25 protein-coding genes and 1 pseudogene are annotated in these 23,826 nt (G+C 66.7%); 5 read left to right on the forward strand and 21 right to left on the reverse strand.

All coding sequences use genetic code 11. The features are described 5' to 3' along the window. Both ABZX90_RS31320 and ABZX90_RS31325 read right to left on the reverse strand, forming a co-directional pair. Positions 1-322, reverse strand: a 322-nt coding sequence (locus ABZX90_RS31320) for a transposase (RefSeq protein ID WP_355210412.1), incomplete at its 3' end; no start/stop codon positions are given. Beyond that, positions 307-528: a hypothetical protein gene (locus ABZX90_RS31325; protein WP_355210415.1), complete on the reverse strand. Its 222-nt coding sequence runs from the start codon at positions 526-528 to the stop codon at positions 307-309. The genes ABZX90_RS31325 and ABZX90_RS31320, both read right to left, overlap by 16 nt. A 66-nt stretch (positions 529-594) precedes the next feature. Here ABZX90_RS31325 and ABZX90_RS31330 point away from each other — a divergent pair. Further along, a pseudogene (locus ABZX90_RS31330) lies at positions 595-1,191 on the forward strand (IS5 family transposase); the annotation flags it as partial. Positions 1,192-1,212: 21 nt separating this feature from the next. Here the strand turns inward: ABZX90_RS31330 and ABZX90_RS31335 are convergent. The 6 genes from ABZX90_RS31335 to ABZX90_RS31360 form a co-directional block, all read right to left on the reverse strand. Beyond that, positions 1,213-2,454 (reverse strand): IS110 family transposase, encoded by a 1,242-nt coding sequence (locus ABZX90_RS31335; RefSeq protein WP_355210418.1) that lies wholly within the window; start codon positions 2,452-2,454, stop codon positions 1,213-1,215. Positions 2,455-3,092: 638 nt separating this feature from the next. Then, complete coding sequence (locus tag ABZX90_RS31340; protein ID WP_355210421.1) at positions 3,093-4,955, reverse strand: hypothetical protein; 1,863 nt, start codon at positions 4,953-4,955, stop codon at positions 3,093-3,095. A gap of 59 nt (positions 4,956-5,014) precedes the next feature. Beyond that, positions 5,015-6,181 carry a TIGR02391 family protein gene (locus tag ABZX90_RS31345; RefSeq protein WP_355210424.1) on the reverse strand — a complete coding sequence of 389 codons (1,167 nt, stop codon included), beginning with the start codon at positions 6,179-6,181 and terminating at the stop codon, positions 5,015-5,017. 118 nt (positions 6,182-6,299) lie between these two features. After that, entirely contained in the window at positions 6,300-6,614 is a 315-nt protein-coding gene (locus tag ABZX90_RS31350; protein ID WP_355210426.1) for a hypothetical protein, read from the reverse strand. 64 nt (positions 6,615-6,678) lie between these two features. Beyond that, positions 6,679-8,232 carry a terminase family protein gene (locus tag ABZX90_RS31355; RefSeq protein WP_355210429.1) on the reverse strand — a complete coding sequence of 518 codons (1,554 nt, stop codon included), beginning with the start codon at positions 8,230-8,232 and terminating at the stop codon, positions 6,679-6,681. Next, positions 8,216-8,764, reverse strand: a complete 549-nt coding sequence (locus ABZX90_RS31360) for a hypothetical protein (RefSeq protein WP_355210432.1) — start codon at positions 8,762-8,764, stop codon at positions 8,216-8,218. The genes ABZX90_RS31355 and ABZX90_RS31360 overlap by 17 nt, the downstream gene beginning before the upstream one ends. Before the next feature lie 305 nt (positions 8,765-9,069). On the opposite strand from ABZX90_RS31360, the gene ABZX90_RS31365 reads away from it, so the two are divergent. Beyond that, positions 9,070-9,702: a hypothetical protein gene (locus ABZX90_RS31365; RefSeq protein WP_355210435.1), complete on the forward strand. Its 633-nt coding sequence runs from the start codon at positions 9,070-9,072 to the stop codon at positions 9,700-9,702. Positions 9,703-9,768: 66 nt separating this feature from the next. Then, positions 9,769-9,921, forward strand: a complete 153-nt coding sequence (locus ABZX90_RS31370) for a hypothetical protein (protein WP_355210438.1) — start codon at positions 9,769-9,771, stop codon at positions 9,919-9,921. 47 nt (positions 9,922-9,968) lie between these two features. Here ABZX90_RS31370 and ABZX90_RS31375 read toward each other — a convergent pair whose 3' ends face one another. The 11 genes from ABZX90_RS31375 to ABZX90_RS31425 form a co-directional block, all read right to left on the reverse strand. Then, a complete protein-coding gene (locus ABZX90_RS31375) occupies positions 9,969-10,175 on the reverse strand; it encodes a hypothetical protein (RefSeq protein ID WP_355210441.1) in 207 nt (68 codons plus the stop codon). Positions 10,176-10,508: 333 nt separating this feature from the next. After that, positions 10,509-11,945: a ParB N-terminal domain-containing protein gene (locus ABZX90_RS31380; RefSeq protein WP_355210444.1), complete on the reverse strand. Its 1,437-nt coding sequence runs from the start codon at positions 11,943-11,945 to the stop codon at positions 10,509-10,511. Further along, positions 11,942-12,697 (reverse strand): ParB N-terminal domain-containing protein, encoded by a 756-nt coding sequence (locus tag ABZX90_RS31385; RefSeq protein ID WP_355210447.1) that lies wholly within the window; start codon positions 12,695-12,697, stop codon positions 11,942-11,944. The genes ABZX90_RS31380 and ABZX90_RS31385 overlap by 4 nt, the downstream gene beginning before the upstream one ends. A 204-nt stretch (positions 12,698-12,901) precedes the next feature. Beyond that, positions 12,902-13,852 (reverse strand): transposase family protein, encoded by a 951-nt coding sequence (locus ABZX90_RS31390; RefSeq protein WP_355210450.1) that lies wholly within the window; start codon positions 13,850-13,852, stop codon positions 12,902-12,904. Between the two features lie 23 nt (positions 13,853-13,875). Further along, on the reverse strand, positions 13,876-14,601 hold the full coding sequence (locus tag ABZX90_RS31395) for an HAD-IA family hydrolase (RefSeq protein ID WP_355210453.1): 726 nt from the start codon (positions 14,599-14,601) through the stop codon (positions 13,876-13,878). Between the two features lie 258 nt (positions 14,602-14,859). Continuing rightward, entirely contained in the window at positions 14,860-16,662 is a 1,803-nt protein-coding gene (locus ABZX90_RS31400) for a tetratricopeptide repeat protein (protein WP_355210456.1), read from the reverse strand. A gap of 138 nt (positions 16,663-16,800) precedes the next feature. Continuing rightward, on the reverse strand, positions 16,801-17,145 hold the full coding sequence (locus ABZX90_RS31405; protein WP_355210458.1) for a hypothetical protein: 345 nt from the start codon (positions 17,143-17,145) through the stop codon (positions 16,801-16,803). A gap of 330 nt (positions 17,146-17,475) precedes the next feature. After that, the gene (locus ABZX90_RS31410) at positions 17,476-17,685 is read right to left on the reverse strand and encodes a hypothetical protein (RefSeq protein WP_355210461.1); all 210 of its coding nucleotides are present in this window, start codon (positions 17,683-17,685) and stop codon (positions 17,476-17,478) included. Between the two features lie 63 nt (positions 17,686-17,748). Further along, a complete protein-coding gene (locus ABZX90_RS31415; RefSeq protein ID WP_355210464.1) occupies positions 17,749-18,885 on the reverse strand; it encodes a ParB/RepB/Spo0J family partition protein in 1,137 nt (378 codons plus the stop codon). A gap of 173 nt (positions 18,886-19,058) precedes the next feature. Continuing rightward, on the reverse strand, positions 19,059-19,235 hold the full coding sequence (locus ABZX90_RS31420) for a hypothetical protein (RefSeq protein ID WP_355210467.1): 177 nt from the start codon (positions 19,233-19,235) through the stop codon (positions 19,059-19,061). A gap of 173 nt (positions 19,236-19,408) precedes the next feature. Continuing rightward, positions 19,409-19,606 carry a hypothetical protein gene (locus ABZX90_RS31425; protein ID WP_355210470.1) on the reverse strand — a complete coding sequence of 66 codons (198 nt, stop codon included), beginning with the start codon at positions 19,604-19,606 and terminating at the stop codon, positions 19,409-19,411. Between the two features lie 189 nt (positions 19,607-19,795). Here ABZX90_RS31425 and ABZX90_RS31430 point away from each other — a divergent pair, with 189 nt between their 5' ends. Continuing rightward, complete coding sequence (locus ABZX90_RS31430; RefSeq protein WP_355210473.1) at positions 19,796-20,767, forward strand: hypothetical protein; 972 nt, start codon at positions 19,796-19,798, stop codon at positions 20,765-20,767. 25 nt (positions 20,768-20,792) lie between these two features. On the opposite strand, the gene ABZX90_RS31435 is transcribed toward ABZX90_RS31430, so the two are convergent. Beyond that, a complete protein-coding gene (locus ABZX90_RS31435) occupies positions 20,793-21,743 on the reverse strand; it encodes a recombinase family protein (RefSeq protein WP_355210476.1) in 951 nt (316 codons plus the stop codon). A 16-nt stretch (positions 21,744-21,759) separates the two neighbouring features. Next, the gene (locus tag ABZX90_RS31440) at positions 21,760-22,062 is read right to left on the reverse strand and encodes a hypothetical protein (RefSeq protein ID WP_355210479.1); all 303 of its coding nucleotides are present in this window, start codon (positions 22,060-22,062) and stop codon (positions 21,760-21,762) included. Positions 22,063-22,149: 87 nt separating this feature from the next. Between ABZX90_RS31440 and ABZX90_RS31445 the strand changes: the two genes are divergently transcribed. Beyond that, the gene (locus tag ABZX90_RS31445; RefSeq protein ID WP_355210482.1) at positions 22,150-23,751 is read left to right on the forward strand and encodes a tyrosine-type recombinase/integrase; all 1,602 of its coding nucleotides are present in this window, start codon (positions 22,150-22,152) and stop codon (positions 23,749-23,751) included. The last annotated feature ends 75 nt before the right edge of the window (positions 23,752-23,826 follow it).

Here is a 23,826-nt window from a genome sequence, read left to right on the forward strand (position 1 = left end):
GCTGGTGGGCCCGAACGACGGTGGAGTCCACAGATACGGTCCAGTCGATGTCGTCGTCGGAGTCCGCTGCGGCCAGAACAGCGGTGAGGATCCGCTCCCAGGTGCCGTCGACGGCCCACCTGATCAGGCGTTTGTGAGCGGTCTGGAACGAACCGAGCTCGTCGGGAAGGTCCCGCCAGGGCGAACTGGTTCGGTACTTCCACGCGATGGCCTCAAGGGTGCGGCGGTGGTCGGCCCATCGCCGCCCACGAACCGGATCGGCCGGCATCAGCGGCTCGATCCGGTTCCACATCGCATCAGTGATCACTAATCGGACAGACACACCCGATCAACTGACCAACCCATCAAAGAGACACGCGCTAGGTCGAGCGCGCCCAGACGCACACGCCACGTCTGCGTCGTCGGGTCGTATCCGGCGATGGGGCGGAGCATGTTCAGCTGCTCGCGCCAGTGCGGGTCGGCGCCGTGCGCGGCCTGGACGGTGGCCTCCAATATCCACGCAATCTCAAGGGAGCTCTGCGAAGTCATGCTCCGACGTTAGGGCCTGTCCGGCGGATCATGTGACTTCTCGCGCTTCGGTCCGTTGGCATGTCCATGGGGCGGGGAGATCTTTCGGACAAGGAGTGGGCCCGGCTGAAGCAGCATCTGCCCAAGGCTGGGCAGCGCGGCGGTCGTTGGGCCAGTCACCGCAGGATCATCAACGGGATCCTGTACCGGAACCGGACCGGAATGCCGTGGCGGGATCTGCCTACGCGGTTCGGGAAGTGGAAGACCGTGTATGAGCGGCACAGACGTTGGTCAGCGGACGGCACGTGGGACAGGCTCTTCGCGGCCGTCCTGGCCGACGCGGATGCACAGGGCAGCATCGACTGGTCGATGGTGTCGGTGGACTCCACCATCTGCCGAGCCCACCAGCACGCGGCCGGAGCACGCAAGAGGACCCCGCAGACCGGGAAGAGGCGCGCGCCCCGGCAACACCGTCCCGACGAGGGGCTCGGACGCTCCCGGGGCGGCCTGACCTGCAAGATCCATCTGGCTAGGGAAGGCGGATGCCGTCCCCTGGCCCTGCTGATCACTCCAGGCCAGTGGAGCGATGCCCCGCTGTTCATCCCCGCAATGGAACGCATCTGTGTCGGCCGCCTCGGCGGCGGACGCCCCCGCACCCGCCCGGACCACTTCGGCGGTGACAAGACACCCCATGCAGCTATCGGGTCAAGCAGCTGCGGCGAGTGGTGATGGTTTCGGCGGGGCAAATGCGATCGCTTCGTCGAACCTCTGGCGGGTGGTCAGGCAGTGGTGGAGCTGGCCGAGCATGCGGTTGAAAAGGTTTCGGAGAGCCGCGTAGTAGCGATCGCCGGTCTCTCTCCGACGGTTGTAGTGGTCGTGTGCGCCGGTTGAGGCGGTGAGTGCGGCGAAAGCCCAGTGCCGGCCGGTTGCGGCCAGGCGGCTGTTCTTGATCCGGCGGTGGCTGACGCGGCGGCTTTTGCCGGACTCGCGCGTCACGGGGGCGCTTCCGGCGTAAGCCTTCAGATCGCGGGCTGTGTCGAACCGTGTGCGGTCGTCGCCGATTTCGGCGAGGAGCCGGGCGCCGGTCAGCACCGCGAGGCCCGGGAAGCTCGTGATGATCTCCGCGTCGGGGTGCTGGAGGAAGAGCTCCTCGGTGGCGCTTGCCAGCTTGTCGCAGGCCTTGCAGGCCGCTTCGAGCTGGGCGAGCAAGGCAAGTGTTTGGTGCCCCATCGCCGCTTCCACCAGAGCCGGCTGACGAAGCCAGGTCCGGCGGAATACCTCGAGCAGGCGGTCGGTCTCGGCCTCGATCCGGCGCTGGCGGGCAGCCTGTGTGACGGCGGCCCTGAGCTTGCTGCGGGCAAGTTTGGCGGCCTCGGCCTGTGTGGGCGCGATCGCCAGAATCGCGCGAGCCTCTCGCGCCAGAAGCCTCTCGCGCTTGTCGGCGAACGCTTCGAGGACTGCCGGGTAGTACTCACGCAGGTGCGAGCGCAGGCGGTTGTGGGCTCGGGTGCGGTCCCAGACCGCGTCCTGCTGGGCTCTGGCGAGGACGGCGATCGCCTTGACCAGCTCAGAGTCGCCCGGCAGAGGCCGGTGAAGCTCTGCGTCGGTCCGTAGGATGTTCGCCAGGACAACGGCGTCCTGGTGGTCGGACTTCTTGCGGGAGACGGCGTGCCGGTCCCGGTAGCGTGCCACGGCCATTGGGTTGATCGCGAACACCTGGCGCCCGGAGGCCCGCAGGCAGGCCACCATGAGCCCGCGCGAGGTCTCAATCGCGATCGGGATCGGATCGTCGGGAGTGTCGCCGTGTTCGGCGAGCAGACGCAGCAGGTCCTGGAAGCCCGACGCGTCATCGCTAACCCTGAGCTTGCCGAGCAGACGAGCCTCGGAGTCAACCACCGCCACGTCATGATGGTCTTCGGCCCAGTCGATTCCGCAGGTCACCTGCATGCACGCCTCTTTTCGATACGTCGCTGTCCGCCGGCGTCGAGCCGCGGCAGGACCACTCGGCGACCTAATAGAAGCGCTCGCCGGCGCACCACCCCATCAGCCGTCCGTGGCCCCAGCTGTTCTCAGGGTCCTCGCTCTCGTGAAGAGCTCCACGACTCCGGCTGATCAAGAGGTGGCCCTGGGAACGGCTCGAACCACGGCACGCTACGGCGGTCGCGTCCCAAGCGGCAGGGGCCGCGCACGCGTCACTCTTGTCGAAGCACTCAAAGCGCGGCATACAGCAAGACATCTCGCTCGGCCCCTGCCTAGAGCTGATCCAACTCCCAGCCCTCAACGCCTATTAGGCGTACTCCTCCCGCCGCAACCGCCGTTACCTGCGCAGACGGCAGATCAAGCACACCATCCCCGAGGTCCTGGGCTTTACCTCACCAGGCGCCTTCTCACGCTGGTTTCGAGACCAGTTCGGGATCAGCCCAAGCAGTGGCGCGGTGTGGGTCAAGGCCCCTCGGCCTCGTGACCCTCGTTGCTGGTGTCGTGCATCTCGCCGGGCCCGACTATAAGGATGTCGCCGACGCACAGCTAGGCCTCCACGGCGGCCAGCGTCACCCTCGCAACGTACGCGAGGCTGACGTGGGTGGTCACGTCGCGGGCGGGGTGGACAGCGGCACACTCTGCGCGGGTCTTGCCGGCGCAACAAGCGGCACCGTGGGCATCGAATCGGCCTCAGGCAGGCCCAGGTATTCGCGTACGACCCCATTGTCGCCGGTCGCATCGGCGAGCCGAGCGGCCTGGTCGAAGGCCCGCTTCTGGATGCGTTCGATTTCCTCGGCGACGTCCTCGATCGGATAACCGGCCTCCTGCAGCATGCGGACCGCGGTCTCCAGGGAGAACACGCCCGCCGCGTAGCCTGCGGTGACGTCGTTGAGGGCGGTCGTCCGGTCGGTGGGGGTGTGCGCACCCCACGCCAGCCGGGCAGGCAGCGACTCGCCGGCGGGCCACTCCTGCCCGGCCTGGTGCAGGCGCTGCACCATACGCAGCAGTAGCTGGTACTTGTGGCCGCGGGCCAGGCGCATCCCGCCAACGAGGGAGTCGAGCGGGCCAAGCGCGAGCTGCAGCGCGTACCCGGATGGCACTTTGGCCACGTCGAGGGTGCCGAGACCGGCCGTGGTCAGCCGAGTGTTGGAGGCCAGCCGGTCAAGCAGGTGGTCAACGCGCTGGCGGAGCTCGGCGAGCTGTGCCGAGGTGTCCAGAGCATCCATGCGGCCGTTGTCGGACAGCTGCCACACCGTCCCTGCCTCCACGCGCACCGGCAGCGGTTGGCCGGTGGAGCGGTCAATGGGCAGCCGTGCCCCGGCGAGAGCCACGATCGGTGTGCCCGTGGTCGACGACGCGGACGCGCTGTCGGTGTCGGTGGCCTGCAGCTCGTCCATCAGCTGCAGAACGGGCGCCAGCGTGGGCTTGCCCCAGTGCTCGCCGACATCGGGGATCGAGTTCGGGACATGCACGACCGGGATAAAGTCCACCATCAGGTCGAGCCGGTCGAGGACTTGGCCGTCGGAGCGCACCCGGTAGGCGGCCTTGTCGGCGGGCAGGCTGAACACGTCGTGCGCGGAGCCAAGGTCCTCCAGCAGCCATTCGGCGTCCGTCAGGTAGCACGTCGTCGAAGACGGTTTGCCCGGCGCCCACGGGTAGGTGCGGGTCACTGTGCCAGTGAGCGCGTCGAGGGTGTCGCCGACCGTCAGCACAGGGTCGCCGTCCGCGCCGGCTACCTGCTCGCGGATCGCACGGCCGTCACTGGTCTGGCCAGGCGCTGTGGCGGGCCCGATCGGGCCGAGCTCGTAGGTGATGCGCCGCACGCGGTCCTTGAGGCCGCGCACCGGGTCAGCGGACAGCTCCCACGCGAAGTGCACCCGCTGCGGGTACTCCTGGGCGTCCTGCTCACCCTCGTCCCACTCGGGGAAGTACCAGCCCGGGTCGTATGTGCGCAGCAGCACACGCCGCTTGGACGGCTCCCACGCCAACGTGTAAACGCCGTCGCCGCTGCGCACCGCGCACCGTTCGGCCTGCTGGATGCGCAGCGGCAGCAACTCCTTCTCCGCCCAGGAGCGAAGCTTGTCCTGCAGGTCGGCAGCCGCTTTGGCCTCCTGGGTCGGCTGCTCGCCCGCCTGGTCGGGGCGCTCGGCTCCCGGCACCACGATGGTCTGCTCCGCGCCCAGCAGGTAGCTGAGGGTGGTGTCGATCAGCTTGGACGGGTCGCCCAACTCGCGGCGCTCCATGCCGTGCTGGTCATCACCAGTGACGGAGGCAAGCTGCCCGGCCTGGTTGGAGTCGTACGCGGCGAGGAACTTGTACGCGGCCAGGCGGCGTAGGTCCTCGGCGGGCACCCACGAGTTGTTCAGCTCAGGGAACGCATGGTGGCCCGGCCTGCCGGGGTGAGCCATCGCCTGCTTGTAGTTGAGCCATGACCAGGCGTCGATGAGCAGTTCACGCGGGTGCCTCACGGATGCCCCTCCAGGCGACCGGGCCCCGCGCCCACATCCAGCTTAGATGCCGCGTGCGATCACGGGCCCGCCACGGCGGCCTTGCGCTTGTCGTCCTCGATATCGAGACGCCGCATGAGGAAACTGGCGAACACCAGCATCTCCTCGGCCTCATCGCGGGCATCCTTCGCGTCCGGCCCGTGCATTCGAGGGTTACGCAGCGCACCAGTCGCGCCCTTGAATAGGAACTGCATGCCGTTCTGCTCGCTCTCCAGCGAACTGCCCGTGGACCGGGTCACCGTGAGTTTCGGGGGACCCGGCTTAGCGCCGAAGGCAATGCCCATGAGCCTCTCACCGATCTCGCTGACGCCGACCAGCGTCTGCACGCGGTGCTCCACCGCCTGGAACGCACGAGCCACCGCATCGATGAAGAAGCCGCTGTTGAACCGCTCGGCCGCGACATCCGCGATCAGCGGATGCAGCATGCAGGTGACGTGCATGGCCTCCGCCGCGTCCACGTCCGCGACCAGGACGTCCGGTATGGCCTTCGGCATCGGAGCGACATCAGGGACCGGGCTTTTATGGAAGAGCGTGTTGTCGGCCTCAACCCGCGTCGGCCCCAGCACCTGCTCACGGATGCGCCAGTACTCATCTACCTGTCGCACGTCAGCGAACGGTCGAATGTCCCGGTCGAAGGCCAGCTTCCAGTTATAGGTGCCCGTAGCGTGGTTGCCCCCGCGAAAGCAAGGCTCGTGCCGCCCGAGCGCGTAGCTGGTGAACAAAACCTGCTTGGCCACCAAGTCCCGATCGACAAAGCTCGGCAACTCGACCTGGGCCGGCATCAGATCTTTCACGTCGTTGGGCCACAGCTCGGGCAGCGCACCAGGCTCCTCGGGCTCAAAATGGGGCTCGATCGATGCTGCTCTGCGCACCATGATGAGGAAAATGTCGATAAGAAACGCGCTTCTAGTGCAGTTCGCAGCGCCAGCAACCGTTAGAGACAGCTCCGTCGCGCTCTGCGGAAGCCGCCACAGGCCAGCGTCCACACCCCGTAGCAGCGCAGGGCACAGCTGTTGCACGGCCTCTTCGAACTTCAGACCGGACGCATAAAGCTTCCGATCGACGTAGTCGAAGGTCGGCCAGCAAAGTGAGTCGGCGAAGTACTGCCAGACCAGGTCGAGAAGGGCTTGGCCGTGCTCGCCGGTAGGCCGTGGCATTCCCTTCGGCGCGATGGTCCGATCGGTCACGTGCTGTCCCCCAGCGTCCTAGTTTGAGCAATGGGCGCAGGTTACTACGGCACCCTGCCCCACCGGTTGGGAGTTTCGTCCAGCCGATCACGAGCATCGTGCACCGCGAGCCGTGCTGCTACGGGGTGGCCGTGTCGGCGCACCCGAGCATCCACATCGCATACCTCTGGTCACGCTGCTCCGAGTCCAACAGGTTGTCCCACGCGGCCTGGCACTGCTTGCCGTTCGGCGTCTTGCCCACGGCCCAGATGTTCGCCCTGGCGGCGTGCCCTGCCTTGAGCGAGGCGTCCAGGCGGGCCTGCGCGGAGGCCTTGATCTGATCCGAGGTAGGCGCTGCGGGTGGCTGGTTCGAGGTGGGCCACAGCAGGATCGTGCTGGTGACAACGACCGCGCACCCGACTGCTGCGGCGGCGACATTCCCCCTGGTCGACATGGGCCAAGAGGGTAACAGCCGTGCCTGGAATGGCCGTTGGGCTTTATGGGGCCGTTTCCGGGGGTCATCGGCGGCCGCCGAGGCGGTCGTCGTGGATGTGTCCGGCGACGGCGGCGAGTTGGTCGGGGTCGGCGAGTTCGGTCAGTCCGTGGACGGCGGCGTCCATGCGGTCTGGGGAGTCCATGCCGACGACCCAGGTGACCATCTGGTCCTCCAAGGTGACGTGCGTGCCGACGTGGTGGATGAGGCCCTGCTCGTACAGCTGGGCGATAGGTTCGGCGCGCAGTCGTTTGCCGACCTTGGCGGTGACTTCGAGGACGCGGGGCATCAGCTGTCCGCCGGTGGTGCCGTCGCGGCGCAGCTGTTCCCAGGCTTGGGAGAGGACTTGCCGGGCCATGTCGCCGCCGTAGTTGGACTCCACCACGATGGCGTCGGCCGTGAGGGACATCGCGAGGCGGCACGCTGTGAGGCCCCAGTCGTTGGCGCCCATGGATGCGGAGCGGTCCTCGAGGACGTACAGGTGGCCGTCGAAGCCGCGGGCGGCTCCGATGATGCCGGTCTCGTCGCCCACGGCGGACTCTCCGCCGGCGGGGTCGACGGCGACGATGATGCGGGCCATGTCGAGGCCACCGAACTCGACGGTGGTGATGCGATGGTCCGTGACCCAGGCGCGCTGCCATACGCCGCCCTCTGGGGGGCGCGGCTTTTGCTGGTAGAGGGCGGCCCACACGCGTTCTCCGACGCGGCGGCGGGTGACGGCATGGTGGTCGGCGCCGAAGCGTTCGGGCCACAGCGGCTCGTCCAACTCGCGGCCGAGGGGATCGTTGGGTGAGTCGGCGAGCGCGGGCAGGTCGATGACGTGCCACTCGTTGGCCTGTGCGTCGGCGAGGATGCGTCCGGCGAGATCGTCTTCGTTCCAGCGGGTCTGGATGACGCAGATCGCGCCGTCGGGCTCCAGGCGTGTCTGGAGCACGGACTGCCACCATTCCCACGTTTTGCGGCGCATGTTCGGGGAGTCGGCGGAGGCCATGTCTTGTACCGGGTCGTCGACGAGGGCGATGGTGGCGCCCTTACCAGTGAGGCTGCCGCCGATGCCTGCGGCGACGAGGCCGCCTTGGTGGCCTTGGATGTCGAAGCGCATTGCCGCGCGGCTGGACGGGTTGAGGTGGATGCCGAGTTCGTCGCCCCATGTCTCGATGGCGTCGCGGATCCACCGGGAGTGTTCTTCGGCGAGGTCTCCTGAGTAGGAGGCGATCATGACGCGGCGGTCGGGGTGCTGACGCAGGTACCACAGGGGTGCCCAGCGGGAGGCCCGGCGCGACTTGCCGTGACGCGGCGGCATTGTGATCATGACGCGGTCGGCCCTGCCCTCGGCCATGTCGATCCACGCCTGGTCGATGAGGTGGAGGTGGCGGGCCTGCATTTCGCGGCGTTCGGTGAGGACTGCGGCGAGCGCCCCCGGCGACGCGTCCATGGCGATGGAGCGTTCGATGCGGGCGAGTTGGGCACGCAGTTCGGGGGAGGCTTTCGCCGCCATGGCGCGGCGTACCGCCGGCGGTCTGCTGCGATAGGCGGCCAGCGCCTTGGCTTCACGCTCGCTGCTACTCGTCCGAGCCACTTGCGGCCTCCTCCGATATGCCGATGAGGGCTTCGAGTTCGTCGAGTGCGATGGCGGTGAGCTCGCTGCCCGAGCTGGGAGGCGTGACGATCTCGGTCTTGGACGGCTGGTCGAGGCCGTTCATGCGGGCGCGGCGCTCCATGATGCGTAGGGCCCGGTCGATGGCAGGCAGGTCACCGTCCTTGACGGCCTGCCGGTAGGCGACGAAGAACAGGCGGTCCAGGCGTAGGTTCTCCACCGCCCGCAGCTCGTCGGCCTTCTCGTCCTGCTCGGTGGTGCGCTCCTTCAGAGCCTGCCGTACGTCCTTGCAGGCGGCGTTTATCAGTTGTTCATCACCGGGCGGCTCTTGACCCTTTTTGTACCGGTCGATGCCATAGCCCTGGGGGTAGGCGATCCGGTCGGAGTTGATGCCGGGGTCTGCGGCGAGCTTGCGGCCCACGGTGAGCCAGTCCACGCCGGCAAGGCGTAGGTCGATGGCGTCCGCGCGGCGCTGCGTTATGGCGGCGCGGGTGGCCTTATCGGGGCGTCCCACGGGGCAGCGATCCTTCCGGTTGCGCCCCCGCGCCCCACCCACATGATTCCGTATGGCACCGACGGACGGACGGGCCGCGACCTTCACGAGACTGTTTTTGCCGAACCGGCCCAGCCGGACGGTGCCTGATCTACGGTGTGGCCATGGAGATATGGAGCACCTTCGGCTCCGGGCCCTCGCAGGCCCGGCCGCCATCACCTGCTCCTCTGGCCACACCTTCGGACCTGCTTCAGCGGTACGCACCTGCTGTCGCCATTCCTCCGCGACCAGTAGAGCGGACCGTGCGGTACTCCAGGACTAGGCCTGTGGGCACCAACCGTCAGCAACTGGCAACGCTCACCGGGGACTGGCACGCGCATCAAGAACTGCCGGTGTTGTTCGCCCAGCTGGAACGCTGGAGCCGCCTTGCGGCAGTTAACCGCCAGGACGGCGCTGCCGCGACCATTGACATCTTTGACTGGATCGACGAGGGCAAGCAGAGGTGCTGGTTCCCAACCAGCGACGGCAAGATCGCGGCAGCCCCGGACGTGCTCTGGCCAGGCATCCAGCACGAGCCCTCGTTTGTTTTCGAAGCCAAAGCGTCGCACGCGCCCAGCCGGCGCGGCTTCGACTACGTCCCCCTCGACGAGATTCGTCCCCCTCTGCCGTTCGAGGAGCGGACTGCGCCGGCTGACGACCGAGTCGAGCTCAGCGGCGCGCTGCTGACCCGGGCGCTTTCGCTCTTCACATCACTGGCTGGTCTGCAGGACTGGCTGGACCGGCGCCGTACGGTTCGTCTGCGGGATGCCGATGAGCCGCTTCGCCTGGTTCCGGACGCAGTGGAACCGCTATCGCTGGCCTGCGGCGTACGCCGTCTCGCCGTACCTCTCGTTCCGCGAGCACCAGGGGTCGGGCGCCCGGGTGTCATTGGACTCGGGGACTACGTCTTGGGTGCCTGACCGGGGCCTTGAACGCCTGAGCTGTCCCTGAACCTGGAAAGGGACGCGTACGCGATGGAAATCCCTGTGATCAAGTGGGTCTTGGCCTTGGAAGCCCTGGGCCTGCTGCTGCTGGTCGCGACACGGCTGACGAATGAAGTCACGGGCTTGCTTGAGGCCCTGAAGCGACTGATCCGCGAATGGCGTGGCCCCGGAAGCGGCCCGCCGGACGGGGTCTGAACTGGGCGCGGAGGCGGGGCGGCGCACTGCCGCCCCGCCTCGGGTCGTCACATCAGTTTGAGCTGGTCCGGGTTGTCGGCGGGCGGCATGGGCGGCATAGGCAGAGCGTCCGGCGCGTCGCGGTTCGAGCGCAGCCACCAGGCGAACTGCCAGTTCCGGCACGTGCGGTACAGGTACTGGCCGCGCCTCTCAGCGAAGCCGGGTATCGACTGCTCGCCCCATCCGAAGATAGGGCGGGCGTTTTCGAGAGTCACCTGAAGACCGCGCACGAGGGCGGGACCTTCCCATTGGTGCCCCTCGGCATACTCGAAAGCCAGGTGCGCGTTGCTCGACCAATCCCAGGGATGAGGGAGGGCGCACGCATACCAGGCGAGGGGCGGGCTCTCCGCCGGCAGTGTGACGCTTTGGCGGGGCGCCCGCGGGTTGACCGGGTAGCGGTCTGGCACCCCGAACGACTCCAGGCAGTGCTTTTCGAGGTTGACGTTACGAACCCCAACCAACCACATGATCAGGTATGGCGCGGTTGTGGTTAATCCGACCCTCACGGGCGGTTTTTGCATTACTCGGATCCCCCCTCTGCATGAGACCTAGGGAACTTCCCTTTCTTTAACCAACTTTACCAAATTTTCCACGAGCCGTTTATGGCGACCGTGTCTGAATTCGTTCGGGTAGGGCATATTGAATTCCTCATCGAGGGCTTTCTCGTAATCGAGGTCGGAAAGCCTGATGGGGTTTTTGCAGACGGCGCGCAGCGTTGCGTTGGAGCGGCCGGCGACGGTCACTTCCCCGAAGTACGCCTGCAGGAGTTCGGCCAGCGACTCAGGGGTATGGAAGCGGATCCTCATCCACTTGCCCTGCATGAACCGCATGTCAACGTGCTCGGAGTCGAGGAACGTCAGACGTGAGGATTCCCGGCTCGTGGAGTGCTGCGACTTCTCGAATGCCTGCTCGGCCAGCAGATTGCGGGTGCCGATGCACACCGTGCCGTCGGCCGCGCACAGCGCATTTACAGCGGTGAGCACCCAGTGCTGGTAGTCCAGCGACGTGGTGGCGTTGATGACCGAGTCGAGGACGACCACGTCGTACAGGCCGTGCTCGCGCAGCCCCGTCTCGATGGTGCGGACCATCGACACGACGCCCTTGATGTCGACGGCGTACTTCCCGGGGGTAGTTCTGTAGGGCTCGTAGTCGTCGATGAGGTAGCCCTCGGGGCGCAGCTTCTTGGCGTAGTCGCCGTGCCCGGCTCCGAAGTCGACCACTCGCATGTCGGGGCGCTTCCGCAGCCGCGGGAGTACCAGCTTCTCCCACACCTCACTCTTGTACGCCAGCTTCCCCTGCTTGCGCAGCGAGGTGTACTGGCGCAGCCGCTTGGGCTGCACGATGTGCTGGTTGTAGACCGGCGCCTGCTCCTCCAGGCCGGTCCAGTCATACACGCCGTACTCGCCGGTGAGGTCGGCGACCAGCTGCGCGGCGTCCAGGGATGGGCAGGTCCAGGCGAGGACGTCGAAGTGGCTCTTCGCGGCGACGACCGCGTACTCGGCGTTGAGGGCAATGCGACCTTGGTCGTCGATGACGACGCTGCCCCACGCTCCGTGTCCGCCGGTCATGAACGAGATCGCCTGCTGGAACGGCTTGTTGCGGGACTCGGCGACCTCGATCGTCTGCCACGGGATCCATGACCACTCGCCGAAGGACCCGGGCTGCGCGTACACAACGCTCGCCTCAGTCTCGACCCTGTTGTGCAGGAGGTTGAACTGGATCTCGTCGCTCAGGCGGACCTTGCTGCCGAGCATGACGGCAGGGGTGTACGTCATCCCGAGCGCGGTCATGGCGTTGGTTCTCTGGTGGCCTGCGACCAGTGTCCCGTCAGCGTTGAGGATGACCGGCTTCACGATGCCGTGCCGACGGATAGACGCCGTCAGACGCTCGAAGGCTTCCTCGGACAGGTGGCGCGGGTTGTAGTCGGCGGGGCGCAGGTCCTTGAGCGGGTAAGCCTCGTAGAACGTCGTGGTGGGGGCGCTCATGCGTCCTCGTCCTCCTGGCCCTCGTCGCTGGCTCCGCCGGCGCCGTCCGCGGGGCTGTCCTGGCCCGAGGCCGCTTCCACACCGACGGCCGGGGCCTCGACGGTCTCGGTGTGAGCCTCCTGCAGCAGGTGCCAGCCGAAACCGAGGTCAGAGCGGGACTCGGTGAGGTACTGCTCGTAGATGGCGTTGAGGGTTTCCACCTCGGCTGCGGTGATCTGCACGCGGATGGTGGACCACTGCAGGTAGCCCCACTGCAGGTACTCCAGCTTGGCCATGGACCCGGTACCCGCGCCGTCGGACGGCAGGTCGATCGTGTCGGGCAGAGCCCGGCTGTCGAGCAGCTTGTCCAGGGCGTTCTGGTCGTAGCCGGTGCCGTCGAGGTCGGGCAGCTCTTCCAGGATGTCGGCCAGCAGATCACTGTCGTACCCGGCGAGGTCTGAGGTGCGGTTATCGACGACGACGATGCGGGCGGCGTCCTCGTCGGCGACGTCGATGAACGTCGCCGCGATCTGCTGCCAGCCGAGCTGCCTGGCGGCGGCCCAGGTGTGGTTACCTGCCAGGATCTCGTTGGAACGGCCGGTGTGCGAACCGCGGTTGACGACGATGGCCTTGTACTGGCCGTTGACGCGGAGCGATTCGGCGATGGCATCGACGTCGCCGGTGCGCGGGTTGCGGTAGTACTCGGTCAGATCGTCGATCGGCACGGCCAGCGGCAGCAGCGACTCGGGGATGCGGGCGGGCGCAGCACTCACAGCAGGAGCCCTTCGTGTAGGAGCGTGCCCCCGCGCCCTACGCCCGCCCACACTAGAGGATCAGGCGCCCAGCAGCTCCAGCTGCGTGTCGGCGGCAGGCTTGAGAGCGGCACGCAGGAGGTCCCGGGCCCGCGTTTCGCCCTTACGACTCGGTCCGCGATTGAGGTCGGGGCGTGCTGGCCTGGCAGATCGGCTGGTAGTTGATCAGCAGGCCGCCTGTCGGGCGAGCACCAGTTCAGTGCTCGGCTTGCGGCGGGTTACCCGGCGGGCAGAGCGGTCCGAGACCAGTGAGGCGATCACGACGTGGGTTTCGGCGTAGTCCTCGCGCCGGCCGATGTATCGCTGGAGCGGGCGCCACTGCCGCAGTTCGGCATTGGTGTGCTCGACGCAGATCCGGTGCGAGGACTGCCGACGGCGCATCTCCCGCCATGCGTGCTGCTCGCCGAGCGGTGCGTCGTCCTTCGGCTTCTTCGGCGGGGCACTGACCTGGTCGGGGAACTCGTTGGCCAGGCCCCGGTAGCCCTCGTCGACCTCAGCTCTCACCTTCGGACGGAGCCGGAGCTGTTCAGCGATGCCCTCGGTGCGCATCGCGGTCTGGTCGTGTATGCGACCCGGCCGGTCCGCGCCCGACCACAGCAGACGCCCCTGACCGTCACTGATGGTGGTGGTCTTCATGGTGTTCTGCTTCTTCTTTCCAGAGACGAAGGCCCGCTGTCCGGGCCGGTTGGCCTTGGGCCTGCGTACCTGGGTCTCCGCTCCATCGATCCGCAGCGTGATCCCCTCGGCTTCCGCGTAGGCGAACACATCCGTCAGCGTGCGCAGTCGCACCCCGGGACGGTCGGGGACCGCGAAGCCGCGCGCGGCCAACAACGGGCGGATCTCGCCGATGGCGCGGGAGACGGTGGAGCGGGCGGTGCCGTACCGCTCGGCCAGCGCGGCGTGCGGAAGCCCGGTGCGCAGATGTACCAGGGTGACCAGCACCCGGTCGGTGAAGACCAGGCCGCACTTCGGCCCGGCACCGGTCTGCCGCCGCCGCGCGGCACCACGCCGCTCATCCAGAGCCGACTCACACCGGGCCAGCCACGGGCCTGCCAACTCCTCGATCAAATCGCCGAGATGCGCACGGGAGACGCCGCAGAAGGCAGGATGGGACAAGGCCGCACGGACCCACTTCTTGGTCACACTCGATCGGCCAGGCGGAGCACTGCATCCAGTCCGCGACACGAACCGGGAGTGGCTCGACCGGGCAGCACATACGAGCGCAGTCCCGCCCCAGCCGCGCCGCCATCCTTCGCAGGATGGTCACCCACCATCAGCGTCTCCTCCGGAGCGACACCCAGTTCACGGCAGGCATGCTGGAACAGCAACGGGTCCGGCTTTTCAGTGTCGTGTTCGTAGGAGTGCACCCAGGACGAAAAGTAGTGGTCAAGGCCATGGTGAGCGAAGGTGGCCCGCAGATCCCAGCCCACATCGCTGACCACCCCCAGAGCCACGCCGCTCTGAGTCAGTCGGACCAGTGTGGACTCAGTGTCTACGTAAGGCACCCAATGCTCAGGGGCCTGCAATTGCTCATAGAGCACGTCAGCGACTGGTGCCAGCTCGGGAACCGAGGCGTACCAGGTGGTGAAGGCATGGCGATGTGCTCTTGAGGAGACGTCGCGGCCACGCTGGGCCTCGACCACGCCACGGTCCGACAGGCCGGCTTCGAGCCCGCTCAGCATGACGTCCATCGCCGCCTCGTCCACGGGTTCAGCCATCGCCGCTCGGATCCGGTCTGCATACGTACCGATCTGGAACAGGGTGCCGGAGAAGTCGAAGAGGACGGCCCGCACGGCCAACGGCGCCTGCGAGGCGGTCCTGGCGCGGATGGGCCCTTCAAGACCGCAGGCAGGGAGACGAGTCATTTGATCTTCCTACCGCAGGCCGGACGAGAATGACCAGGGCTATCGCGGACCAAGTCGTTAGGGCTCGCAGAAGAACAACATGCGGGCGATCAGCGCGTTGACCTGCGGAGCCAAGTCCCGGAACCCACAAGTTGATTCTCTGCGAGTCCTTACTGGCTTTGTTCACGAGCTCCGGTTCTGGTGTTGATGTGCGATGCACTGCTTCGGGAGCCACATGTCCGGGGTGTGCGGGGCCTGGCGTTGCTTGTGAGCCATGGGTCAAGGTTGCCTGGAGTTGCCGCCGTCGCGTTCAACGATGGCGGCAGCGAGGTTACTGTGGACCGTCTCTGTCAACGGGTGATTCTCACCCAGGGCGTGCCGGGCATCCGCGAGGACTGCCTCATACAAGGGAATAGCACGGTCGAGATCCCCTGCCGCCCGATAGGCAGAAGCCACGTCGTTACGAAAAGCCAGAGTGTGCGGGTGATTCTCACCCAAGGCACGCCGGGCACCAGCGAGACCACGTTGGAGGTATCTGGTGGCGCGGGGGCCTTGACGGAGGAGGAATCCTCCGGTGCGGCCAAATAGGTCGGCAGTAATGGTGGTGTCGGTATCGGGAGTGGCATGTTCGGCTAGGGCGTCGATATGGGGGATCAGGCGGCGCCACTGGATCCAGGAGTCTGGATCCCGCTTGTCCTTGGGTAGGGCCTCGTACAGCAGGGTGGCGGCCCGCTCCCGGGCGTGGTCGATGGCGTGAGGCGTGCGGTGGGGGCCGTCAGGGTCGGGGGTGCGGGCGACGGCTTGGACGAGGCGATGCACGCTCAGGGTGTTGCGGTGGGTGGTGAGCAGGCTGTAGGCGGCCAGTCGGCGGATGGCATGTGTGAGGTCGGGTGGGTTGGCAAGGCCGTTCAGAAGGGTCCGGGGGATGTTGTCAGGGGCGTACCAAGCCAGGATGCGTAGGACGGTTCCGGTGAGGGGTTCGTCGGCCAGCCGGTCCAAAGTGACGTGCCAGATGCGGGCGATGGTGCGTGAGGTGTCGGTGCCCTCTGCACTGTGCCGGTACATGGCGGCCGGATAGGTGGCGAGCAGGTCGAGGTAGTCGCGTGGGGTGCTGCCGGTCTCGGTGATAAAGGCGCCGGCCTGTTCGATGGCTAGCGGGAGGCAGCCCAGTTCTCTGCATAGGTCGTCCGCGCCGTCCAGGTCACAAGCGTGGCTGCGGTTGAGGACACCCGTGAGCAGGTCCACAGCTTCGGCCCGGTCCAGGACATCCATGGGGATAGAAGTGGCCAGGTCGTGCCAGCCGGTGGTGCGGCGGCTGGTGATCAGGAAACGTCCGCCGCGTGTTCTGGCGAGCAAGGAACTGATGTCGGCCGGATCGTTGACGTTGTCCAGGATGACCAGCCATCCGTGGTGGGCGGCGAGCCACTGCACAGCCCGCTCCCGCAGGGCTTCGAAGGACAGCACATCGGACAGTGCAGGTTGCAGCGCGGTGGCCAGGGCTGCCAGGCCCGCGTCCAGGGTGGCCGGGCTGTCGGCAGTGATCCACCAGATTGGGTGACGGCCAGTGGCGTGGGTGGCGGCCCAATACGCGGCCAGGGTGCTCTTGCCGATCCCGCCGAGGCCGTGGACCGCCTGTACCACCACCCCGCCGGGGCTTTCCAGCATCTCGTCGAGACGGGTCAGGAGTTGGGCGCGGCCGACGAACCGGTTCGGGTACGGGGGGAGTTTGACTAGGCCCTGTGGGGCAGCTAGCTCAGCCATCGACGTGAACGCCTCTGGAGGCAGCACGGTGGCGCGCTCAGCCCAGGTCAGCGAGTTCATGGCGTTATCACCAGTGGAGACGATTCCCGAGACGTCTCCACTGACGACCGACCGTTCGCCGTCGGCGCTCGCCGCGCCCTGCTGCTTCAGCGCGTATACCGACACCCCCAGCCCGGCCAGGCCAGCGATAGTTCCCACAATGCCCGCCACTTGGCCAGCTGTGTCCAGGTCCGCGACCACCACGAGCACGATCAACCCCGCAGGCAGTAAGGCTCCGACAACCACCCCAACCCAGGCCAGCATCCTCCACAGTCGTGTCATACCAGCCATCATCAGTCGGAACCTGCGTTTTCTCCCCGAGGTCAGCAAAGTGAAAGATCAACAATCACAGAGCGTAGAGCCTCCACAAAAGTAAAAGTTGAGCCAGAACCCCTACTCATGAACATAGCCAGTCCTCGCCTATTGGTCGTTGCAGCCGCAGATGCCCTGCGGCGTGCACCAGCCGTCGCACGCGTGGCACCACGTCATGCCGGGGACTGGCGGAGTGCGCTGCTCTACGGGCGCAGCGGGGCCAGGTCTGCCGACAGGGCCGTGCGCGATCGCCTCTTTGAGCTCGGCAAGGTGGGCCGCAGCGGCGGGGTCGGGGGTGGCCCGGTCGGCGCGGTCAATCGGCGGTCTCCGGGCAGGTGAACCGGGTCCGCTTCGTTCGGCCATGACCTTGTCCAGCGGTCCGTAGCGTTCGCGCATGAGCCGCTCGTACCGCTCGGGGTCGTCTGCGTGGTCGGCGCGGTAGGTCGTAGTCATGTGTCCTCTCCTGGGTACGCGGGGACCCGCCCGGCCGGGTGGCCTGAGCGGGTCCATTTCGCGGGTGCGTGGGGCGGTATCCCTTACGGCTCCGCATGGGCGGAGCCGGTGTCTGGCGGGCAGGGCGCGGGGGGTTGCCGCCCGCCAGACACCGTGAGGGGATGCCGCATGCCACGGCGTTACTGACGGGCCGGTCCCGCGACTGCAGCCGTTCCCGATCAGCGAACAGAACGTACCACGTTCGAGTGTTGTGGCACATCTCTCGCGCAGTCGAGACAGGTGACCTTGCGGTCGTCGTTACGCTCCAGCCAGCCAGCGGTCGGGGTGCGGTTAGTCAACGAGGGGATCGGTGCCGGCCGGGGCGGAACGAGGCCGGTCGACCCACAGGACAGCCCCGAAGCCGTAGCCGTCCAGGGTGTCGGTGCCGCAGGCGTCTGGTTCGTCGACAAGGAACAGTGCATCCTGGCCCGCCTCGGCACGGGCTCCGAAGTCGGCAGGTTTCATGCTCGACCAGTCAGGGCGGCCGGTTGTATCGCTCACAGGGTTCCCTTCGGTGATTGGGGCCAAGCTCGGCCCGCCCCGGGCAAGGCGGGCCGAGCCCAGTCAAACCGCAGTCGAAGCCGCACGCTTGGCCGGAGCCTTCGGCTTGGCCGGAACCCTCGGCTTGGCCGAGGCCGCTCGCTTCGGCCTGACCGAAGTCTCCGGCCTGGCCGGGACCTGCGGCTCCACCGACACCTCGGGCTCGACCGGGACCTGCGGCTCCACCGGCGCCTCGGGCCCCACCGGCGCCGCGAGGCTCTTGTGCTCGGCGTCAGGGTTCAGGCGGGCGATCTCGCGGGCCTCGGCATGCGCCTTGACCTGCCGCAGGTTCCACCGGGCCTTGGCTACCGCGTCGGCAACGCGGTCCATCTGCGCCATACGCTTGCCGACCTCGCCCTCCAGGGCCAGAGCGAGCTTCATCGGGTCAGCCTTGCCGAGGTCTTCCAGCAGGCCGAGCACCTGCTCGATCTTGTCGATGTTCCTCCGCGCCGTGACGCGCTCGCGCCGCCGCTCCTCGCGCTGCTCGGGGGTCATATCCTCCACAAGGAGTGCGATGGTCTGACCCTGCTGCTGCTTCAACGCGTAGGCGAAGTGCACCAGTTCGTTGTCGCCCGCGAAGGCGCCCTTGGCCCACTTCTTCATGACCGCCGCCTGGTTGCCGGGAGTCAGGGCCGCGATCTGCACGGCGGCCTGGGTGCCTATCGCGCCCGAGTTGACGTGCTGCTGGACTTCGTCAGTCAGGGCGAGCAGCGCCAGGCGCAGGTTCACGTACTGCGTGGACTTCCCGAACTCCTTGGCGACCGCGCCGGCCTCGACACCGTCCCCCTCGTCGAGGATCCGTCGGAACGCCCTGGCTTCCTCCATCGGCGTCATATCGGCGCGGTTGAGGTTCTCGGCGACCGACCTCTTGAAACGCTCCAGGCCGGTCAGGTCGTCGACGGAGACGATGCAGTTGATGTGCGTCAGCTCGGCGAGCTGGTGGGCGCGCCAGCGACGCTCGCCCGCGACGATCTCGTAGACGTGGACTTCGCCGTCCGCCCGGGCCCCGGAGGGCTGCATGGGGCGAACCTCGATGGGCTGCATGAGACCGAACCGCTTGATGCTGTCCGCGAGTTCCAGCAGTGCGGCGGGGTCGAAGTATTCGCGCGGCTGACGCTCGTTGCGGTGGATCTCGCTGATGGGCAGGGACTGGATCGTCACGGCTTCGCTCCAAGAGGCCTGGTGGGGTGGGGCGGATCCCTCCCGCCTCCTGCTCTTATTGTAGCTGCACAAGGAGTGGTGGCAAGTATTTTCTGGCGATTACCGCAGGTCAGAGCATGCGTAGAGGCGGGCGCCAATGGATGCGCCCGCCTCTGTACGAATGGGGGTTCAGGTCAGCTCGCCTGCTCCATCGCCGTCCCTGCATGGTCTGGCTTCTCGTCGGGCTCCCCATCCAAGACCACGGCCAGCGCCCGTAGCGCCACCCGCGCTTCTCGCACCCCCAGGCTGCGGCGGTTCGATCCCTCGGCCTCCTGCATGCGCCGACGGATGCGTGCCGGATCGACAGCCACGTGCCTTCCTCCCCTACTGGGCGGCGAGCGCCCCTTTTGTTGCCACACGCGATCGGTTCGCGTGCGCCACCCCTCGCCGATTCCCGCACTTCCCCCAAATGAGGACTAGAGCCCCCCGCGCCAGAGACCTGGGCCCGTCTTCCCAGATGCCTGACCGGCCTACCCTCGGCCTCTTACCAGGAGCTATCTCCGAGCTGATTCAGGACATCACTCTCCCCTTGGCCCTGATCCGCTACCACCGGAAGATCAGCCGAGCCCTCGGCCACCACCCGCGCCTGCGCGGGCGCCTCGACTATCGAGATCACACTCAGGCCAGCAATCGCCACGAGCGCGCCAGAAGCCATGAGCCGCAAAACACGACGAACGATCATGCAAGGTTCCCCTTCGCATCTGAGTCGACAGGCAGGCGTGCGTCCCACAGCCTTCAGATGGCCTGCCCGAAAAGGTGACGCGCGTTGATTTATTGCGCCTTATTCGAACACCCTGTAGTGGTTTTGTGCGATCATCAAGCCTTCCATACCCAGGGTTTCGCCCACTGGACATTGTCAGGGGTTCGAAAGGTGCCACAAGTACCGAAGCTGCCTGATCTGTCTCCTCAGGCCATAGACACTTACTTACGCATCCTCGCGGGAGACAGGCTGGCTCCAACAACCTTCGGCCTGGAAGAACTTGTCGACGTGGGCCTGGCCGTCGCGCACCCGTACGAGGCAGACGTATATGCCGCTGTCGAGCCACGCCACACCTACGCGCATATGGTCAACCTGGTACACCAGCAACTGACTTCAGTAACTGCCTACGTCGGCGCCTTGCCTGACTTTCTGCTGCAGCTTCGCGATCACTACGACGCAGCGCGCGCGACCGGCTCCGTGGAGCTCCTGACCGGCAAGAAACTCATCAACACACGCATCTCCGAGCAGGCGGCCGCCGCACGCAATGTGGTCCGAACTGCCCAACCCGGCCAGCGCACAGCTGACGACCTAACTCGTTCCAGGACCCGCGACCCGCAAGCCCTCGCGCGCGGCCTGGCACTGCGCACGCTTTACCACAGCTCCGTCCGCCGAGTCGCCAACGTCGGCGATTGGGCGCACGAGATGGCCGCCGCCGGCGGAGAAATCCGCACCCTCAACACGCCGTTTCCACGCATGGTCATGTACGACACCCAGGCCGCGTTCATCCCTGTTCACAACAGCGAGGTAGACGCGTCGGAAGAAGCAGTCCTGGTCCGTGACCATCTGGTGTGTGGCTTCATCGCCGCCGTGTTCGACCTGTTCTGGCAAGGCGCCGACCCATGGGTCGGCGGCCGCGGCGGCGCCAATCCTGATGGAACACTGAATACCAATCCCACCCAGCGGGCCGTCCTTCGCCAACTGTGCCTGGGCAAGAATCAGAAGCAGGCTGCGAAGGCGTGCGGGATCAGCACAAGTTGGGCCAACGAGCAGATGAGCGACCTGCGTAAGACTCTCGACGTGGAGACGATGAACGAGGTCATCTACTGGTGGCCGACCTCACCTGATCACGACGTAAAGCCGTAGCGCCCGGCGCGGTGCCGGTTCAGCCTCAAACGGCTTCGGCAGCGCGCCAGTTCAGCTCTACCCGGTCGTCGACGTCGCGCACCCCTCGGGCACGCGCCTGACGCACAACGATCTTTTCCAACAGCAGTAGCACCAGCGCCCGTTTGGAGCTGTACGGCGCGTGCTCCCACCAGCGGGCCAAGTCCTCCACCCCGCCCAACGGCACGTTGGCGGCCTGCTCGACAAAGCGCAGCCGGGATCGCACTGCCTTCAGATCCTCGGTGATGCGTTTGTCTGCCGCAACGAACGCGTCCCGCGAGAGGTCATGGGCCGCGTACGGTGCGGCCAGTTCGGCGCGGGATTCCTCCAGGGTGACCTGTCGCCCGCGCAGCTGTTTCGCTTCAGCCTCGGCACGCTCTCTGGCCTGTTCCAGGACAGCGCGCGATCCGGGGCGGGCGAGCTCACCCAGAACATGCTCGGCCACGTGGTCTTCCAACAGGGACGCGGTTATGCGGACTTTGCCGCACCCTCCGCGGCTGGTCTGGCAGCGGTAGGAGGGCGTGCCCGCGCTGGTACGCCCTCCCGTCATCGGCGTGGAGCACTCGCCGCACACCGTGACGCCGCTTGCCAGTAGGTATTCGTTGTTCGGCTCGCGGCTCTCGCCCGAGCGGACGCTGCCACGCCGGCCAGGGCGCTTCTGCAACTCCCGGAACTCCTCCGGGGTGATCAGCGCCTCACGGCCTGTCTCGACCAGCTCTCCGCCGTCAGGGGCGCGCTCCAGGCCGGCGATCGCCGGGTTGTCCAGGAGTCGGCCCAGCGTCATGCTGGTCCACGCGCCGCCCATGGTTCCGCGGTGTCCCTCAGCGTTCATCCACGCTGCGGCCTCAGCCTGCGATTGCCCGGCCCGGATGCGGCTCACAGCCTCGCGTACGACTTGGCGCTCATCCGCGCGAACGCGCGTCAGGGCCTGGTTGTCGAACCCGTACAACCGCGGCATGCCACCGTTCTCACCTTCAACTCGACGGCCCGCCGAGGGCTCCCCGCAGCGAGCTGACCCCCAGCGCCTCCCACAGAGCTGCCGTGGGGATTCGCACCGTGTTGCCTATCGACAGAACCCTTACGGGGAACTGCCCGGCCTTGATCAGGTCGTAAGCCTTATTGTGCCCGATGCCCAGTGCACGGGCGGCGGTCACAACGTTGACTGTCGCGGGCAGTGCCAGGACCTCGTCCAGGCTCATTCCGCGCTGGTCGGCGGCCAGAGTGTTCGTCGTCGCCATCTTCGGTGTCGCGATCTCCCCCGCGCCAACCTGCCGCACACGATACACGGGTAAAGCCGGTGCGTGGCCGACAGGATCGGTAAGAATGAGTGCCGATACGTATAACTAAGCACAGGGGGCTGCTCGGTGTTCGAGGACAAGACATACAAAAGGTGCGCCTGCAAGGGGCCGTTGACACACCCGGACGGCACACCCACCCTCGACGCCGACGGTAAGCAACAGGTCGGCTCCCTGGATCGGGCCTGCCTACGCCTCAAGGAGCGTACTCACGGTTCTTGGTACTACTCGATCGAACTGGAGCGCGATGGAACGGGAAAGCGGAAGCGGGCTCGCGAAGGAGGATTCGCCACCCAGGCCGACGCTGCAACAAAGGCAGAGGAGGTATGGCGGGCATCCAAAGCCGGGATCAACGCCTTATCGGATGAGACAGTCGCCGAATTCCTGGACCGCTGGCTCAAGAAGAAGAGGAACGAGCTGAAGCGGACTACCGCCTATGAGTACGAACGTGACATCGCCCTGTACCTGGTGCCACACCTGGGCGCCCTAAGGATGCGGGACCTGCGCGCCCGCCACTGCCAGGGCATATACGACTCGATCATCAGCCACAACGAGCAGCGCGTCGAGCAACGCGCCAAGGTCACCATGCTGAAAGAGGCCGCTGCCGCTGCGTCCGCCGCATGGCGGGCGGCGCCAGCCGCCAGCCGGGAGGAAAGGCAAGAGAAGGCCCGCCGGCGGACGGCATGGTTGGCAGCCCGCGACGAGTACCTGACCGAGCGCACGAAGGTGCAACGCACCACCGGCCCAGCCACCATGGTCAGCATCAATTCCACTTTGTCCTCCGCACTGGCTGACGCAGTGAAGGAGGAACTGGTCACCAAAAACTACGCGTCGCTCGTGACCCTTCCCAAGGTGACCAAACCACGCGCGCTCGCCTGGACCCCGCCGCGGGTCGCCCGCTGGGAACGCACAGGTGAGAAGCCATCCCCCGTCATGGTGTGGACCCTGCAGCAAACCGCCGAGTTCCTGGACCACATCATCGACGACCGTCACTTCCCCGCCTGGCACTTGATCCTCTTCCACGGCCTGCGCCGCGGCGAGTTGGCCGCACTGGCCTGGAACGAGGTTGACCTGGACGCCGAAGTGATCCACATCAGCGAGCAACTGGTGTGCATCTCCTACGAAGTACACAAGGACGACCCGAAAGCCGACAGCATCCGCGACATCAAACTGAACCGAGATTCGGTGATGCTGCTACGTGCCTGGCGGGAAAAACAGGCCGCCGAACGGGAGAAGTGGACATCGGTTGGCGTCCCCGCGCCCGCCGAGGCCGCCAACCGAGTCTTCACCAAGGAAGACGGCTCGATGTACCACCCACAGTTCTTCAGCAACCGCTGGGACCGCCTGATAGAGCTGTCCGGGCTGCCGCCGATTCGGCTTCACGATGGCCGCCACGAGGCGGCCAGTCTCGCGCTCGCCGCGGGCGTCGCCCCGAAAGCCGTGCAGGCGATGCTCGGACACTCATCCATGCGTATGACGACCGACACCTACCAGACGGTGCTACCAGAGATGCACGCCGCAACCGCATCAGCGTCGCTGGACCTCATCACTGCCTACCGCAAGGCCGCAGCGGCAACAAAGCTCGGGCACGCCGCAGTGGAAACGCCAGCACGGCCTGAAAAGACAGCGAGCAAGAGCGTATTGAAGCGGCGGCGTCGCCGGGTGGCCTGACGGCCGCCGGGCCCGTCGGGCCACACGCGGGACCCATCTTGGACCCATCGAGCTCGTTTTCCCGCTTCATCGAGC

The sequence above is a fragment of the Streptomyces sp. NPDC002935 genome (genome assembly GCF_040611295.1).
GTDB lineage: Bacteria > Actinomycetota > Actinomycetes > Streptomycetales > Streptomycetaceae > Streptomyces.

Bases quoted from the DNA above. Each gene is read 5' to 3' on its own strand.
- ABZX90_RS31325 (WP_355210415.1), bottom strand. From the start codon at position 528: ATGACTTCGCAGAGCTCCCTTGAGATTGCGTGGATATTGGAGGCCACC.
- ABZX90_RS31335 (WP_355210418.1), bottom strand. From the start codon at position 2,454: ATGCAGGTGACCTGCGGAATCGACTGGGCCGAAGACCATCATGACGTG.
- ABZX90_RS31350 (WP_355210426.1), bottom strand. From the start codon at position 6,614: ATGTCGACCAGGGGGAATGTCGCCGCCGCAGCAGTCGGGTGCGCGGTC.
- ABZX90_RS31380 (WP_355210444.1), bottom strand. From the start codon at position 11,945: ATGAGCGCCCCCACCACGACGTTCTACGAGGCTTACCCGCTCAAGGAC.
- ABZX90_RS31395 (WP_355210453.1), bottom strand. From the start codon at position 14,601: ATGACTCGTCTCCCTGCCTGCGGTCTTGAAGGGCCCATCCGCGCCAGG.
- ABZX90_RS31400 (WP_355210456.1), bottom strand. From the start codon at position 16,662: ATGACACGACTGTGGAGGATGCTGGCCTGGGTTGGGGTGGTTGTCGGA.
- ABZX90_RS31405 (WP_355210458.1), bottom strand. From the start codon at position 17,145: ATGACTACGACCTACCGCGCCGACCACGCAGACGACCCCGAGCGGTAC.
- ABZX90_RS31425 (WP_355210470.1), bottom strand. From the start codon at position 19,606: ATGATCGTTCGTCGTGTTTTGCGGCTCATGGCTTCTGGCGCGCTCGTG.
- ABZX90_RS31435 (WP_355210476.1), bottom strand. From the start codon at position 21,743: ATGCCGCGGTTGTACGGGTTCGACAACCAGGCCCTGACGCGCGTTCGC.